Source organism: Flagellimonas oceanensis, assembly GCF_003992595.1.
Lineage (GTDB): Bacteria > Bacteroidota > Bacteroidia > Flavobacteriales > Flavobacteriaceae > Flagellimonas > Flagellimonas oceanensis.
The window spans coordinates 1-15,938 of sequence record NZ_RZNA01000041.1; the positions used below are offsets into that span (position 1 = coordinate 1).

At 36.0% G+C, this 15,938-nt stretch carries 18 protein-coding genes; 6 read left to right on the forward strand and 12 right to left on the reverse strand.

All coding sequences use genetic code 11. From position 1 onward, the window contains the following. The 9 genes from EO132_RS11585 to EO132_RS11625 all read right to left on the reverse strand — a co-directional run. Nucleotides 1-257, reverse strand: a 257-nt coding sequence (locus EO132_RS11585) for a helix-turn-helix domain-containing protein (protein WP_164732267.1), incomplete at its 3' end; no start/stop codon positions are given. Between the two features lie 316 nt (nucleotides 258-573). After that, nucleotides 574-1,344 carry a hypothetical protein gene (locus EO132_RS11590; RefSeq protein WP_127138017.1) on the reverse strand — a complete coding sequence of 257 codons (771 nt, stop codon included), beginning with the start codon at nucleotides 1,342-1,344 and terminating at the stop codon, nucleotides 574-576. A gap of 1 nt (nucleotide 1,345) precedes the next feature. Beyond that, the gene (locus tag EO132_RS11595) at nucleotides 1,346-2,131 is read right to left on the reverse strand and encodes a hypothetical protein (RefSeq protein WP_127138018.1); all 786 of its coding nucleotides are present in this window, start codon (nucleotides 2,129-2,131) and stop codon (nucleotides 1,346-1,348) included. Between the two features lie 9 nt (nucleotides 2,132-2,140). After that, complete coding sequence (locus tag EO132_RS11600) at nucleotides 2,141-2,482, reverse strand: hypothetical protein (protein WP_127138019.1); 342 nt, start codon at nucleotides 2,480-2,482, stop codon at nucleotides 2,141-2,143. A gap of 11 nt (nucleotides 2,483-2,493) precedes the next feature. Further along, nucleotides 2,494-3,759, reverse strand: a complete 1,266-nt coding sequence (locus EO132_RS11605; protein WP_127138020.1) for a restriction endonuclease subunit S — start codon at nucleotides 3,757-3,759, stop codon at nucleotides 2,494-2,496. Between the two features lies 1 nt (nucleotide 3,760). Next, entirely contained in the window at nucleotides 3,761-5,248 is a 1,488-nt protein-coding gene (locus EO132_RS11610) for a type I restriction-modification system subunit M (protein ID WP_127138021.1), read from the reverse strand. 2 nt (nucleotides 5,249-5,250) lie between these two features. Further along, nucleotides 5,251-5,823: a restriction endonuclease subunit S gene (locus EO132_RS11615; protein WP_127138022.1), complete on the reverse strand. Its 573-nt coding sequence runs from the start codon at nucleotides 5,821-5,823 to the stop codon at nucleotides 5,251-5,253. 111 nt (nucleotides 5,824-5,934) lie between these two features. After that, nucleotides 5,935-6,357 (reverse strand): hypothetical protein, encoded by a 423-nt coding sequence (locus tag EO132_RS11620; RefSeq protein ID WP_127138023.1) that lies wholly within the window; start codon nucleotides 6,355-6,357, stop codon nucleotides 5,935-5,937. Then, nucleotides 6,344-6,988, reverse strand: a complete 645-nt coding sequence (locus EO132_RS11625) for a hypothetical protein (protein ID WP_127138024.1) — start codon at nucleotides 6,986-6,988, stop codon at nucleotides 6,344-6,346. The genes EO132_RS11620 and EO132_RS11625 overlap by 14 nt, the downstream gene beginning before the upstream one ends. A 534-nt stretch (nucleotides 6,989-7,522) precedes the next feature. Between EO132_RS11625 and EO132_RS11630 the strand changes: the two genes are divergently transcribed. Together EO132_RS11630 and EO132_RS19675 are read left to right on the forward strand one after the other, a co-directional pair. Further along, on the forward strand, nucleotides 7,523-8,857 hold the full coding sequence (locus EO132_RS11630) for a tyrosine-type recombinase/integrase (protein ID WP_127138025.1): 1,335 nt from the start codon (nucleotides 7,523-7,525) through the stop codon (nucleotides 8,855-8,857). A 711-nt stretch (nucleotides 8,858-9,568) separates the two neighbouring features. Further along, nucleotides 9,569-9,691 carry a hypothetical protein gene (locus tag EO132_RS19675; protein ID WP_262707589.1) on the forward strand — a complete coding sequence of 41 codons (123 nt, stop codon included), beginning with the start codon at nucleotides 9,569-9,571 and terminating at the stop codon, nucleotides 9,689-9,691. 218 nt (nucleotides 9,692-9,909) lie between these two features. Here EO132_RS19675 and EO132_RS11635 read toward each other — a convergent pair whose 3' ends face one another. From EO132_RS11635 to EO132_RS11645, 3 genes are all read right to left on the reverse strand, one after another. Next, complete coding sequence (locus EO132_RS11635; RefSeq protein WP_127138026.1) at nucleotides 9,910-10,947, reverse strand: Fic family protein; 1,038 nt, start codon at nucleotides 10,945-10,947, stop codon at nucleotides 9,910-9,912. 357 nt (nucleotides 10,948-11,304) lie between these two features. Beyond that, nucleotides 11,305-11,592 (reverse strand): DUF6922 domain-containing protein, encoded by a 288-nt coding sequence (locus EO132_RS19765; protein WP_417935890.1) that lies wholly within the window; start codon nucleotides 11,590-11,592, stop codon nucleotides 11,305-11,307. Between the two features lie 269 nt (nucleotides 11,593-11,861). Then, nucleotides 11,862-12,254: a helix-turn-helix domain-containing protein gene (locus EO132_RS11645; RefSeq protein ID WP_127138027.1), complete on the reverse strand. Its 393-nt coding sequence runs from the start codon at nucleotides 12,252-12,254 to the stop codon at nucleotides 11,862-11,864. A gap of 621 nt (nucleotides 12,255-12,875) precedes the next feature. Between EO132_RS11645 and EO132_RS11650 the strand changes: the two genes are divergently transcribed. The 4 genes from EO132_RS11650 to EO132_RS11665 form a co-directional block, all read left to right on the forward strand. Continuing rightward, nucleotides 12,876-13,880 (forward strand): type IV toxin-antitoxin system AbiEi family antitoxin, encoded by a 1,005-nt coding sequence (locus EO132_RS11650; RefSeq protein ID WP_164732333.1) that lies wholly within the window; start codon nucleotides 12,876-12,878, stop codon nucleotides 13,878-13,880. Then, complete coding sequence (locus tag EO132_RS11655) at nucleotides 13,855-14,232, forward strand: hypothetical protein (RefSeq protein ID WP_127138029.1); 378 nt, start codon at nucleotides 13,855-13,857, stop codon at nucleotides 14,230-14,232. Before EO132_RS11650 ends, EO132_RS11655 begins: the two co-directional genes overlap by 26 nt. Nucleotides 14,233-14,247: 15 nt before the next feature. Continuing rightward, complete coding sequence (locus tag EO132_RS11660; RefSeq protein ID WP_127138030.1) at nucleotides 14,248-14,706, forward strand: hypothetical protein; 459 nt, start codon at nucleotides 14,248-14,250, stop codon at nucleotides 14,704-14,706. A 630-nt stretch (nucleotides 14,707-15,336) separates the two neighbouring features. Then, nucleotides 15,337-15,938, forward strand: a 602-nt coding sequence (locus tag EO132_RS11665; RefSeq protein WP_164732310.1) for a cation efflux transmembrane domain-containing protein, incomplete at its 3' end; no start/stop codon positions are given.

A 15,938-nucleotide genomic window follows, 5' to 3' on the forward strand; every position in this document is an offset into this window, starting at 1 on the left:
GGGAAGTACCGCTCTAAGGTCCTCAGCTGTTCGCTCTTGGGCTTTTGGTCCGCCTTGAAGAGCCTGTGGATCTCCTCCAGGGTCATCTCCGAGACCTCGTAGGGCGTCAGCCTGTAGCACTTGAAGAACTCGATGTACTTGGCCACCGTGTTGCGGGAGATGCCAAGTTCCTTGCTGATCCGTCGCTTGCTGGCCCCCTCGCCGTACAATTTGTAAATCCTTTTTGCCTTTCGCATATCTATCTGTTTGTTCGCCATGGTCTTTTTTACAAAAGAAACCATCGCAACACTCAAATAGAATCGATCTTTTTAGTGGCTCACGTTCATCCGCCCCACTATGCTCACTTTGGTCCGCCGCGGGTGGCTCACTTTGACCCGCCGAAGGTGGTATACTATGCCCGTTTTTTGCAGATAGGGCAGAAAAGTACTTGCCCAATTTTTTGAAGTCATATCCATTTTTAGCCTCCTTGAATTCAACAATTTCATTTTCTGCCTGTAAAGCTGTTAACTTTTCAAGAATTTTTTTTAGTTGCTCTTCTGTATACATAATCAATGCTTAATTCATATTTATCTTTTAAAGCTCTTTAGTTTCAATAATTTTTGCTCGTCCTTTCCACTCAATAATTGACTCATATTCAAACCCTTCTTGGTCATGATAGAATATTTTCATTTTAAAAACTAAATCTTTTGGATGCTTGACTAATGATTTGCCAGATAACTCAATCCTTGCGTCCTTTTTTATTTCAATGGGTTCTTTCCATTTTTTGAATTCAACCTCGTCACCTTCGATAAATTCGTATCCATCATAAAAACAAAGCTCACCTCGATTAGCTAGATTGAGCCAAATTTCATAATTGTAGCCTGCGTATCCACTGTTGGGGATATATAATCTCGGTTTTACCGAAAGCCTAAACCTTTTATTTTCAATTTCGGCAAGTGCTCCTGAGCCACTTCCTGAAGAGATGAAGGTTTGAAGCTCGGCGAAATAATCTCGCATGACCGTATTGCCTTCAGTAATAATTCCATTTTGTGCCTCAATAGCTACTACAATACCTGATAGCTTATCTAATTGTTCTTGTGTGTCTTTATCACTTTGCCTTAATTTATAAATTGAATAAAGAGTGTAAAATATCGTGATTGCACCTAAAAATATGCCTACCCAGAGTCCTATCTGTTCACCTAGAGACATTGGTTCTTTGATAGTGTGAACTACTAAATTTTCATCAGGCTTTTTAAGTTTAACCAAGTTTTCAAAATGCATGTTAATAGTGTCCTGTATAGTTACTATGGTATCCTTAACTATCCCATTTTTTGTATTTTTTAGTATGATGATTTTATCCTGCATGCTACTTTGATTTTCTTTTTATTTTGACGAGATAACACATTATTAAACCTGAATTTTCAGCTACTTCATCATGTGAGGTAAAGTCAGGGTCGTACTTTTTTTCTAATTCAGCAAGAGCAGCTTCCTTAACTTCAATTGGATTAATCATGTATTCTAATGATTGATTTTTATTCTTAAAACAATCCAATATCATCTCCCATTTTGATAGTTCATTATATTTCATTTCGGGGATTTCGGAATCTTTTACAATTTGATTCGGTCTATCCAACTTTTTGAAGAATAAAACATACCCTGCTCTAATTGAATTCTTTTCAATATCATCAGTTTGAACCATTGCCTCCGATAGTCGAACAATATCCTTTTCCACAATGGAATTGTTTCGAACAAAGGACTTTATTTCTATACCCACTAAGGACATATGTTTTGGTTTTCTATATAGAAATGACCTATAGGGCTCTTTTGTTAGTGCTATATCAATTCTACCTGATTTGTTTTTTGGAGGATTATGATTTTGTCTTTTGAGTTTTTTGTCCCATGAAAATTCAGGGAAAGCACCGTTATAATAGTCGTAAATTGGGTATTCGAGCTGTACATGTATAAAATTGTCCCATCCCCAATCAAAAAGTTTTTTAGCAATATTTACAACTATTAAATATTCTATGAGCCTAGATTTAAAATCTGTTCTTTGGTAAGACAATCTTAAATTTTCTTCATAAGAATAGATGGCAGACTCAACAATCCTTTGTTCTATCTCATTATAGTATTTGTCTTGCCATTCTGTGTACATAACTTTAAGCTATTTCAGTTTTTGAAACTCTACTCTATCCCCGTTGGCCAATTCCAATATTATCGAGTTCTCTAGTAACATCCATACTTTAAGAGATTGGTATTCAGGTTTATCTTCTGTATAGTTTATATTGTCAATTTGAATTGTAAAAGTTGTATCAGGATTACTGATTAAATCTACAACAGCTCCTTGCCACTCATACCAAACTTTGTTTCCTTTTGCATCAGTTCCATAAATTGTAAAAAGAGACCGTCCTTTACCGTGTTTAGGGTCAAACATCCTGATATTGAAATCTATTGTAATCCCTTCATTTATGCACCGCCAGATCCCCAAAATATCTTTTAATTCCATTTTCTCTAATTTTAATTAACCCTTATTTTTCCCGTTAACAATTGCTGCATCAGACCTTTTTTCTGCAATTGTAAATGCTTTAAATAGGCTTCTTGACACTCTATTTCTTTGTCTACTTTGTTGAGAACATTTGCAATTGCCTTTTGTTCTTCGATAGTTGGGATTATCAATTTTAAGTCAAAGAAATCCTTCAGACTAATATTTAATAATCCATGAGCACGACCACCTTCCTGAGCGATTCTCATAAGGTTTTTAATCATAAGACCCGCTTCAAAGTAGTTGAGAAGAAAATCAGAGTCAATATTTTCTTTTACAGAAAAGCAAATGTATAATGTGGTTACTACGGCTTTGTCAAAATCATCTAACCTTTTGAAAGCTCCCATGGGGTAACCAGAAGAGTAACTTTTGTTATAAGCAAAATTCCCTCTTTTGATTAAATAATATCCTGAGAGGGTTGAACTAGCAACTCTTTTATTAAAAAAATCTTCCTGTTTTACAAAACCTCTTTGAGCGGAAATAGTTACAACAGTATCATTTAATTCCTCATTTTTATTTGTTATTCTATCGGTTATTTCGCCTAACGTTATTTCTTTCCATTCCTTAGAGAATCCAGTCAACCTAATATTTCCTGTCAATAACTGCTGACACAATCCTTTCTTACGAAGCTTTAATTTGTCAATCAGGGTTTGGGTGATTTTAATGGCTTTATCCCATTCTGATAATATTGATGCTATTTTTAGTTGTTCATTTTTATTGGGCAGAGCAATTTTTAAGCCTCTAAAATCTTTCAATACAATTCTTGGAACTCCTGTTCCAGTGGTTAAAGCCTTTACAACATAATTTCTTACGTGTGGTAGTTTAAGAAATTGGCAAACAAATTCTGGATAAACAATTTTAGTGTTTGGTTTCAAGATCGCTACAGAAGATAGGAGTACACCATCAAATTTTTCTGTTATTACAAAGCAATACCTCAGAACAGACCCGTCTTTTGCAATCACAATGTCTCCAAGTTCTGGTTGACAGCCTTGTTTAATCAATGAATCAAACACATCCTTGCTTATAAATCGAGGTTGATTTCTTTTGAAGTCAATATTGCTCATATTTTTAATCGAGTACATAGGGTATCCTACATCTTCATCCACACTTGGAGGGCTATAATGAGCTCCATCTGTTATTTTAAGACTGATATCGCTTAATGGCAGGTAGTCCCATTCTGCTGGTATCCAGCCGATTTTAATCCTCCGTAGTCCAGTTGTATTTTCTGCTACTGTTTCCATTTTAAAATCCTAGTTCAATTAGATACTTACTCAACTGCGTTTCTACCTCAGCAATTTTGGACTTCAATTCTTTGATTTCTTTTTGTGTTTCAATAATATCAACTGGTTCTTCTTCTTCAAAGGTGTCTACGTATCTAGGGATGTTTAAATTATAATCGTTTTCAAGTAACTCTTCTCTTTTGGCTATATAACTATACTTGTCTTTGGCCTCCCAGTTTTTATATGTAGATACTATCTTTTCAATATTGTTTTTGTTCAGAACATTTTGATTTTTACCAGGATCGTATTCATTACTGGCATCGATAAATAGAACATCGGTATTGTCGCCTTTATTCTTATCGAAAATTAAGATTGTGGCTGGAATTCCTGTTCCGTAGAATAGATTGGCAGGTAACCCAATTACAGCTTTTAATAAATTTTCATCAATAAGCTGTTTTCGTATCTTCCCCTCGGAACTGCCCCTAAATAAAACACCATGTGGTAGAACCACGCCTGCTTTTCCATGCTCATTTAATGTTTCAATCATATGAGTAATAAAGGCATAGTCGCCCTTACTTTTTGGAGGTGTTCCTCTGTGAAATCTGTTGTATTTATCGGAACTTGCATTCTCTGCACCCCATTTGTCCAAAGAAAAAGGAGGATTGGCAACTACCACATCAAATTTCATTAATGCATCCCCTTCTCTTAGTAATGGATTGTTCAATGTGTCTCCCCATTCAATGCGGGCATTGTCCATTTCATGCAAAAACATATTCATTCGAGCTAACGCCCATGTACTACCATTAACTTCCTGTCCATTCAAGGAAACATTTTTGCTTCCTATCTCGTTTGCAACTTTAAGTAGTAATGAACCAGAACCACACGTGGGGTCTGATATTCTATCGCCAGCTTTAGCTTCAACCAACTTTGCAAGTAGTATGGATACATTTTTTGGTGTGTAAAATTCACCAGCCTTTTTACCAGCATCCGAAGCAAATTTTTCAATCAAGTATTCGTAAGCATCACCGATAATGTCGTTTCCTTCCAAATTGGAGGGTCTAAGATTTAGCCCCACAAAATCACCTAAAAGATTCTTTAAACGACGATTGCGGTCTTTGGTTTGGCCTAAGTTGGGTTCTGAATTATAGTCGATATTTCGAAATACCTTTTCAAGCTTTCCTCTATTTGCATCTTCGATGTTTTCCAATGCGATATTGATAAGCTCTCCTAGATTTGGTTCATTTCGGTTTTCATATAGGAAATCAAATGAGCTTTCTTTGGGTATCTTAAAACGTTCATGCTTCATGGCACGTTCCACTCGTTCAACATCACCATCATACTTTTTTAGGTAATCCTCCCGTTTTTCATTGCTTACATCAGTAATGTACTTTATAAAGAGCATGGTGAGGATATAATCTTTGTACTGTGTGGCATCTATTGTACCTCTGAAGGTGTCGCATGCAGCCCAAACCTTATCATTAATTACGCTTTGTGTTAATTTATTACTCATGATTATTTTATTTCTTGATTCATTATTCTGTTCACTAACCCTCGCTTCAGTGTTGTTCGTTTTTCCAATAGGTTTTTGGTTAGTTCTATATTCTCATCCAAAACCCGTATTAGTTCAATAATCTCCTGTTGTTTTTTGATAGGGGGTAGGGTAATGGTTATTTGCCCCAATTCTTTTTTAGGAATCGATGTGATTGTAGCGCCAGCTCCAATAAGTTTTAATTCGTACTGAATTTTTTCTGAGTTTAGATAATAGGCTAAATATTCTCCTAAGACATAGTCAGTGTTAGGTCGGATTATGTAGAAAAGAGAAGAGGGGATGGCTTTGCCGAAATTAGGGTCGTATGGCCATGCGAAAATCCGATGTCCTTTACCAGCTAAAATTAAATCGTTTGGCTTCAAAAGGAATTTATCGTTTTTCCCGTCAAGTTCAATGTAGCTATCTTTAAACTCGGTTGGATTATATAGTTTGTCAAAATGACCAGCATGCAAGTACTTAATACTACCTGTATGATTAGGCTTTTCGTATAACCCAAACTGGATGTTGGCGATATTTTGGAGTTTTTGCTTAATCAACGTATATTTATTTGAAACTTTCTACAACAAAAATATTAAAATAACTTTGTAGAACGTTTCAAAATATATAATTGTCGATGAAATGCATCGTTGCATCGATGAAACACCATATTATCTTACATTCGCAGGTTTAACTGCCCATCTTGCTTCTGGTTCAAGCAAAAAATCTTCCCCATATTGCATAAAATGAAGCTGAACAGTGCGATTTCCAACACTGCAAATTCTTAATAAGGTTAATCCGTTCACTAGTTTGTTATGGACATTAGTGCTTGAAACTTTTAGTTTAGAAAATGCTATTCTAGAATCTTCTGTCCCCTTTACTTCATATTCTAGTCTATTATTTGGAGTATGCACAATTAAATCTACTCCATCAATATTATCCTCAAATTTTGGGTTCTCATATAAACTATTAAAGTAGTATTTGGCAATCTGAACTGCTTTCTTGCCAATATCAGCATTATGGCCTTTTTTGGGGTATGCTTTTTCAAGGTGTTTAAATTGCTCAGTGGTTAGAATGAAATCAATTGTTTTCATCGAAGGCCTTTTCTTTTATTCCGTCAGTTATGGTTTTCCAAATTTCATTCCTTGAATCTGATGAAATTCTTGCTTGTGGGTGGGGAACGGAACCAAAGGGATATTTTGAGAATAATATTCCTGTGTAACCGTAAACTGTTTTTTTGTTTATATCATCCCAAACAGAAAATTCCTGTTTGTTGAATATATGTTGAGAAAGGGCATAATTAGACTTGCCTAGCATCAGTGTCCATGGAGGGTTTATAAAGTCCACATATTCTTTGAACAATGGATAAGCAAGTTCCCAGTCAGTGTTTTCTAATTGGTGTGCTTTTGGTGTTCTGAAGAAACAAAAGTTGGAATAATTTAAATCCTCTATTTCTGAGTTTAGATATTCTCTAAAGAACTTTCTGCTATGGGATATAAATTGCCAGTCCCTTTTACGATGCTTTTCGGGATAGGCGGTCTGTTGGCCTATATTGTCCCCTCCCCAATTCAAACCGAAAAACAAGCCTTTGTTTATTTGAATAGGTGTTTCGCATATAGCTGAATTCCAATTTTTGTCTTGATGCTTTTCAAATGTCTTGCTTTTCAGAAATAATGCTCTGGTCTTCCTCATAAGCTGATGAAAGAATCGTTCTTCACTGGTCATAAAAAGAAATTATATTTTTTGTGGGGGAATGTAATCCCCGTATAATGGTGGGATTTCAGGTAAGAAAAATAGTCATAAAATTTCAGACTTCATACTACGCACCATTGCAATATCGCAATTTAGGTTACCCCCTCCTTGCTTGAACGCCCATGTTCAGCCCCCGCCCTTTGGTTTGATGATTGGGGGCTACCCCCACTAAGTTTGTTGTATGGACTGATTATTTTTGGATATTTCTGAGTGAAGTTAAAATGTCGGGAAAATATCGGGCATAAAAAAAGCCATTCGACTGATTTTCAAGTGAATGGCTTCTAATTTAGTAGCGGGGACTGGACTCGAACCAGCGACCTTCGGGTTATGAGCTTGATAAAACACCAACTAATAAATACTTAAACAATTGAAAATAAACTATTTACATTTTTTTAAATGTTAAATAAAACCAAATGAATCCATTTAATATCAATTTATTCTGTACCTATTCTGTACCCCTTTTTTTGTTTAAAGTTGTACTTTTATTAAGGATTAAAAAGAAGAATTATGGCTAGTATTAAGATTGTTCGACGGAAAAATAAGGAAAGAAACGACGGTTCAGCTCCACTTGCATTGCGGATAAGTGATAATTATAGAACAAGCTACCGATTTTTAGGCCAGTATATTCTTGAAAAAGATTGGGATAAGACAGTTAGCAGGGTCAGAAGATCACACCCCAATTATAAAAAGTTGAACAACTTTCTGATGAAAAAGTTGATTGAGGCCAACGATATTTATTTTGATTTGAAGGAGGAAAGCCTAACTCCAAAACAGGCTAATCAAAAGTTGAAGGGAGTAGAGGGGATAAAACCATTTTTTGTGTTAGCTGCTGAACGTATAAAGGATAAATATGATAGGGGAACCATATCTGTTGCCAAGGCCGAGATGTCAATTCTTTTTAATATAGATGAATTTTTACACCTTAAACGTTCGTTGAATAAGGATGAGATCATTGAGGGCATTAAAAGCCGAAGAAAGAAACGCATCAGTGATGGACGCAAATCGAAAACCGACTTTTATGATTCGGTGCGTTATTTCAAAAACAGACCATCACTTAGATTTATAGACATCAATGAGCGTTTTATTGAAAAGTTCAAGGATTTTTGCACTATTTATCTGGAACATAAAGAACGAACCATAACCAATCAACTTATCTTTATCCGTACCTTGTTCAATGTGGCTATAAAAGACGGGATAGTTCCATCCAAATATTACCCCTTTGCTGGTGATAAGGAAAAAATAAGGATTGGTTCAGGGCATAAAATCGGTTTGACTATCAAAGAAGTTCAAAGCATCGAGCAATTGGAGTTGGACATTGGAACTTCTATTTGGCACACTCGGAACGTCTGGTTAACGGCTTTCTATTTTGCTGGCATCCGTATTTCGGATATTGTACAGATAAAATGGAGCGATTTCAAAGACAATCGTCTATTCTATGTAATGAACAAAAACTCTAAACCGGTAAGCTTAAAAATCCCGGATAAAGCGCAGGTCATTTTGGATTTATATACGAATGACAAAGAGTTAAATAATGGCTATGTTTTTCCCTTTCTAAAGGATGTCAATCCGAAGGACACCAAAGTTGTTTTTGTAAAAACAAGAAATGCCACAAAACTATGTAACAAATATCTCAGGAGAATCGCTAAGCTTTGTGAAATAGAAAAACCCCTTTCCAATCATATTGCACGTCACAGTTTTGGGAATATTGCGGGTGACAAGATTCATCCCTTGATGCTTCAAAAACTCTATCGCCATAGCGATTTAAAAACTACTTTGAACTATCAAGCCAATTTTATCCATAAGGAGGCGGACGAAGCTTTGGACAGTGTGATAAATTTTTAGTGTCCAGGCCAAAGTTGGGAGCTCGATTGTGTACCCCTTTTTGCCGTTGGGGCAAAATAGGCTTTTTATATAGTACGGTTAGATGGATGATGAACTACAGGAAAAAATAAAATTACATGCCAAAAATTTGATGATTTGATGACAGATTGATATTAGCCCAGTGTTTATAAGGGTTTAGGCTGTCATCACTTTGTCATCATTCTGTCATCAAAATGAAAAATGATGACAGGAACAATGAAGAAAAAAACAAAAATGATGAAACGATGACAAAATGATGACAGGGGAACTACCAGTATTTATTGGGTCTCCCAGAGGTTTGTCATCAAATCATCAAAATTTCGTTAGAAACGGAACGCAGAACGAAAGGAACAAATAAATCAAAATATAAAGCACCCCTTAAAGCAGATTTTCGGCTATTTGTCCCGACCGCTCTTTGGGGGACCCCCTTGGGAAATGGAATTTGCAAAGAAAGAAGAATAATACCTACCTAGTTACCTAAAGCAGGATAAAGCAAATGGCCATGGGGCAAAACCTTAGGTAGGATATATAACTTCCAACTTACCTAGACGTTACCTAACCTACCTAAAGGGTAAGATAGGTAAGTTGAAAAAACATCTGACCTAGCTTGTAAACCCATGTCATCATTGGGCTAGGTAAGAAGGTAGGAGAAATAACAAAAATTGAGACAATGAGAGAAAAAATAAAAATACCATGGACTGCGAAAAAGCCCGCAACATTGACATCGTTTCCACGTTGGCCAAGTCGGGGCACTTTCCAGTCCGGAAAACGGATAAAGAAGCTTGGTTCCGGGCCAAATATGACGGGAGGCCCTAACAATATTGTCCTGGCCATTGACTATTTTTTCTTTCACTGGCTTGATGGAAAGAAAGTGAGAATTGCTTAAAATGAATGGCAAAATTAAATTTTATGTTGATACCATTTGTGGGAAGGAAGAGGGTGTTCATTGGGACTGGAAAACAGTAGTGTTTTAAGGAAATTTCAAGGGGTGTTTTTTAGTGATTCACCGAAAGGGTATGTGATTTAACTAAATTTTATTTCAGACTATAATTGGTGCCCGGCCCAGCGCCAAATTTCTCTATCAGATTTTTATCAACCAAATCAGATAGTATTCTTTTTACCGTTGGATTCGGAATATCAAGTTTTTTTGCAATTTCCCCCGATTTGGTTCCGGGATGATCTGTTATGAAAACAAGAATAGATTTTTCTTTCGGTGATAGACTTGATTCAATACCTTCAACTGCCAATTTCTCCATCAAATGTTTTTGTATGTTTAATAGGGCATCAAAGAAAAAGTAAATCCAAGAAGTAACTTCTTCGTTCGGCCTTTGCACTTGACATTTTCTTAGTTCTTGATAATATTCAACTTTCCTGTGTTCTATTTCATGTTCAAAACTCACATACTGAATCCATTTGTAGCCATATTTCAATAGCAACAGAGTTGATAGTAGTCTACTTAATCTCCCGTTACCGTCTTGAAAAGGGTGGATACTCACAAATTCATAACAAAAAATGGCAGTTTTCACCAATGTATGCGTTTCTATATCATTGTGAAACCAATCTATTAATGCTCTCATAGCATCTTCGGTTTCTATTCCAGGAGGTGTGGTTTCAAAAATGATTTGTTTGGAGCCATCAGGAAAGGTGGCCTCAACACTATTACTATGCTGTTTGTAGTCACCTTTATGCCATCTATCCTTTTCACTGTATTTTAGAAGTAGGTTATGGAGATTTTTAAGTGAATTCTCTGAAATTTCAATATCTTCATAAGATTCAGAGATTAAATCTAGGACTTCAAAATATCCCGCTACCTCTTGAGTATCTCGGTTTTCTATTTTTTCAATAGATAGGTTTTTCAAAAAAACATCAACTTCTGCATCACTCATTTTCGAGCCTTCAATCCTTGTTGATGCACCAACGCTTCTAACTGTTGCAATAGCTTTTAGCTGTTTTAGGCTTTGGCCTTCTTTTTTTTCAATAGATGTCCATTCGGCATCGAACCTGTCTATTTTACTAATGACAGAGATAAGCTTCCAATCTAAAGAAATCTTAAGTGTATGTACATTGTTCATTTACCCAAAAGTAAGAAAATAAATGAACATTGATACGATATGATACGATTTTATACGAAAATGATACGATAGCTGAAACAGTGCAGAAGATACGTTATGATACGAAAATATACGAATTCAATACGATGACGATGATAAGAAAAGAATTTAAACTTCGACGGCGCAAGCTATACTTACGTCGTCAGAACCTTGTCTTTGCCATACAGCCCGTGGTTGGGTTTTTCTTTAATAGTTTATTCAGATGGTTGAACCCAACCACGGGCTGTATGGCGTGAATTTAGCTTTTATTCAGGAGAAAGTCAATGGATTAATGTACTTGAAGACAGTATATTATAAACAAAATTATGAACAAGGAAATTATAACTTGAAACGCTCAAATCTATTTACGACATACCTATCCGCTACCCATTTGCAGATATTATTGCTTATGAGTTCTTTAGTAGTTTTCAGAACGGTTAAAATTTCTTCTTGGGAATACAAGCTCTCCAGACGTGTTATGTCTCTTGAAAAAGTACTCTCAGTTGTGGCAAACAAAGCTCTTGGAATAATGAGGCCTTTATCCTTTTGAAGATCTAGCTTGTTCATATCAACGTCCCAAAAAAGGTGTTTTGGGAAGATACTCGCTATATTTTGTTGTTTATCCACTGTATAAAGGTACAAATCTCTCTTTCCCAACAGACCAGAAATTACATTTCAACGATTATGTTTTGAAGGATTATATAATCTTTGGAGTTTTCCACGTAGTGGAAATTCAAGATGTGTCATTGTCATGACAAATCTTGCTTTTGCTCCCGGCGGGTCGCAAAAGGAAACTGAATAAAAAAAGCGAACGAAGCAAAGCGAGCGAAACCAAGTTTCGCGCTGCAAGCCCCAAATCTTGCCAAACTAATACTATTGAGCGAGGTAGGATATCTTTATTTTATAAGCTTTTCCAGATAAGCAATCTTGTCCTTTTCCGCTTGCAATAAACGCTCGTAAAGTTTCTTATTTTCTTCATAAGCATCCATCAACCTATCCAATGGATTAAATGTGCAGTGGGTATTAAATGCACTACTGTCATGGAAACTATTGAAATAGTTAAAGATTGACTCTTCATTAAATTGTTGAATTCCTTCCTTGGTCACTCCCAAGGCCTTGGCAATTTCCTCCAACTTTACATCATCCACCTTTTCACTGTTCTCAATGTTGGAAACGGCCTGTTGGCTGATACCCAGTTCTTCGGCAAGGGTCTCCTGTTTCATTCCACGGAGTTCCCTGATCCTACTGATCTTTCTACCTATATGGTTATTCTTGGTCTTTGTCTGCATATCTCAAATATAGGGAGTTTCCCACAATCATCCGATGGTAATGTACAAAACTGGTTCAATAAAATACAAGTGGACATTTAGCAGATAACAAAGGTATATTTTTATCAAAACGGTTCATCATTTTTGATTTTTCCGTGAAAAATTCTTTGATTTTACTGGGCTGAAAGCATTTTTACGTGAAAAATGGGAATACTCAAAAATTTATGCTGGGTTAAAATTGGAATGAAATCGACATTTAAGGGTTACAAAAAATTACCGTTTTTTAGTCAAAAATCCATTGATTTTACTGGGCTTAAGGCATTTTTTAGTCAAAAATGATGTAAACGTCAACAACCATTATTTTTAAGAAACATCCTAAAAATGGGCTTTTCCGAAGGAAAATAGATCAATGGCATCGCGCCTGCGTGCTATCCTCTTGCTTTACAATTTTCGACCCGCTCACGAGACAAAATGAAAGCCTCTATTTAACCGAAATGATGATTAGGAGGATGCTGACCTTTAAGGGTAATTAAGGGATAAATAATAAAAACAGCTGTTATTTTTCTTTCATAAGATGAATGTTTTAATTTTGTTCATTATATTTTAATGTTCATGTTTCATGAACAAATAAAAAAAGTGAACATGTCATTTGATTTTATAACATTCATGAAGTTTTTAGAGGCCCTGGATATTGAAATCGAGGCCAAATTTTTGGATGCTCAACAAACTTCAGAATTGCCAATCTATTCACTTGAAGGCCATAAAGTGTCAGTGTATTTTAGAAATGAAATCCGTCAGCACAATATTCCGGCCATAATTAGGGAAAAACAAGAACTTCCTATTCTAGTTGTAGCAAACTACCTAACACCTAAGGCCAAGGAAATGTTACGTGAATATAAGTTCAATTATTTGGACAGTTATGGTAATGCCTATTTGAACCTATCCCCGCTAAAGGTGTATTTGGAAAACAACAATGCATCGCCCTATGTGAAACCTTCTTCCAAGATATTTACCCAGGCAGGGGGACAATTAATATTTCAATTTCTACAGGACCCAAAACTGGTCAATGAAACACAAAGGTATTTGGCGGATAATAGCATGATATCATTGGGCAGCGTTAGTAAGATTATGCAGGGGCTCTCAGAGTATGGGTATTTATTTTCCCAAGACGGGAATGATAAATACAAACTTTTGGAGTATGAAGAACTTTTAGATCGATGGATACCATTGGTTAACGAAAAAATATTGCACAAATACTACCTTGGCACATTTTCTTTTTCGGGGGGTATGCAAGATGAGTGGAAAAAAAAATATTTACGCCCCCAGATATTTTGGAGTGGAGAACCAGCTGCAGCTCTGCTTACGAATAATTTTTTTCCAGAAAAATTCAGCATGTTCACGACCTTTCACAGTAATAAGGACATAATGCAAACATTAAAGCTTGTTCCAAATCCCAAAGGGAACATCAAATTATACAAACCATTCTGGTTACAAACCAACCAAATGGATAGTGTGGCAAACTATTTAAATGATATAAATGTTGTACCCCCAGTTTTGGTCTATGCCGAATTAATTTATTCCGGTGAACCAAGGAATTTGGAAATAGCACAAAAGATATTTAATGAGCATATCAAACCAAAGCTTTAAAGAATATTCCTTTGCCCACCATGGAGAGGTATACAAAATACTAGACACCGTATTTAAGGCAAATGGAATCAACTCTTACCTTATTGGAGCTAACGCACGCGATGTTGCCCTTTATAAGGTTGGGGAAAAGCCGAAGCGCGCTACTGGGGATATTGATTTTGCTGTTATGGTACCCAACCATGAACAATTTGATGCCGTCAAGGAAGAATTGAAAAAGCATGGCTTTGAGAGATCTCAAGGAAATGTGCCCTATAGTTTGTTCCATGCTGAATCCAAAACTACAATTGACCTATTGCCTTTTGGTGGTATTGAAGAGGAAAGAATGGTTCGGTTTGCAGAAGGAAACCTATAGCTTTAAGTTGTTGGAATGACGCAAGTATCCAAGGAGGTTGAAACTTTTGATCATCCTTATGGCATTGCATTGCCTGTTAGTCCGGCCCATGGTCTGGTTATTCTAAAACTGATTGCTTGGTCCGAAAAACCAGAGGATAGGGAAAAAGACTTGGGGGATACCGCTAATATTTTACGCATTGCTTGGGCACTGTATGAACCAGAAATGTTTAGGGAGGATGCGGAACATTCAGATTTATTCGATATGGAAAATTTCGACACCCGACTTGTTGGTGCAAGAATAATGAGGCGAAAAATGAAACGTGGTTTGGTTCTTGATGCAGCATTGGAAGTGAAAATAAATGACCTATTGAATCAAGAGATGCAGGATTCATCCAGTCCACTTGCCATAGCTTTGGTCAAAGCCTTGGGTTGCAATATGAATTATGCAAAAGAGATACTAAAGTCCGTTAAATTAGGTGTTATTGAAAAATAATGTCCTGCTAGCACCATTATGAATGACACTTCTTTATTTGTAAGGGAATTGACCACGACATTATGGAGTATATCTTATTAGAGCTTTTCTTTCCCCAATTTTGAGTACTCATAAAACCCTATTTAAAGAATTCAATTAATTTTTTTTGATTTGCCGCAAATTTGCGCCTGTTTATAGGGTTTTCAAGAGCATTTGCCGCAAATTTCAATCGCTAGGAACACTTTTTCAAAAACCTTTTGAATAATAAACCACTGTCTTACAGTAGGTTGTTCAAAAATTTTTCTACGCAACACCGGCCTGCCGTGTTGCCCTCTTGCTTTACCATTTCCACTTAGCCCTATTAATGAAAAAACAATGTTGTTCAAATCTGGAACCTATGTGTATTTTTTGTCATGACCCTCAATAGGATAAAATTATTAAAACTCTTTACGGAATTTCAGATTTATTAATCTATTGAAATTTCTTACATTTAGTTCCTGAACTCCCCCAAAAAAATATTGAACGATAAAAAAGCTATGCTTTGAATTAAAATATAAAACTTGGGCATAGCCAATCATTTTGGATAAATATACCCAACAAAGTTCAGCATGTATACAAGTTGTAAGTAATGCCGAAAAACCCAGAGACCGAATGAAAAAAACAATATTCGAAATTACCAAAATGGACTGTCCTTCAGAGGAAAATCTAATCCGAATGAAATTGGACGGAATTTCAAGTATTGCGAATTTGGACTTTGATATTCCGAACCGAAAACTGACTGTTTTTCACAGCGGGGAAACCGACCAAATCGAAAAGTCCGTTATCGAACTAAATTTAGGCGGAAAGAAAATCTCGACCGAACAAACCGACCAAACGGAATTTAAAGAAAATGCAAACCAAAAAAAGTTACTTTGGTCTGTACTTGCCATAAATTTTGCCTTTTTCATAATCGAAATGACAACAGGAATAATCTCAAAATCAATGGGACTTGTTGCCGATAGTTTGGATATGCTTGCCGACAGTTTTGTTTACGGAATTAGTTTGTTTGCGGTTGGCGGAACATTGATTAAGAAAAAGCGTATTGCCAAACTTGCTGGATATTTTCAAATTACACTTGCAATTATCGGATTTGTGGAAGTTTTAAGAAGATTTTTCGGAGACGAGAAATTACCCGATTTTTCGACAATGATTATCGTTTCGATTTTTGCACTTATCGCAAACGGAATTTGTCTTTACATTTTGCAAAAGTCAAA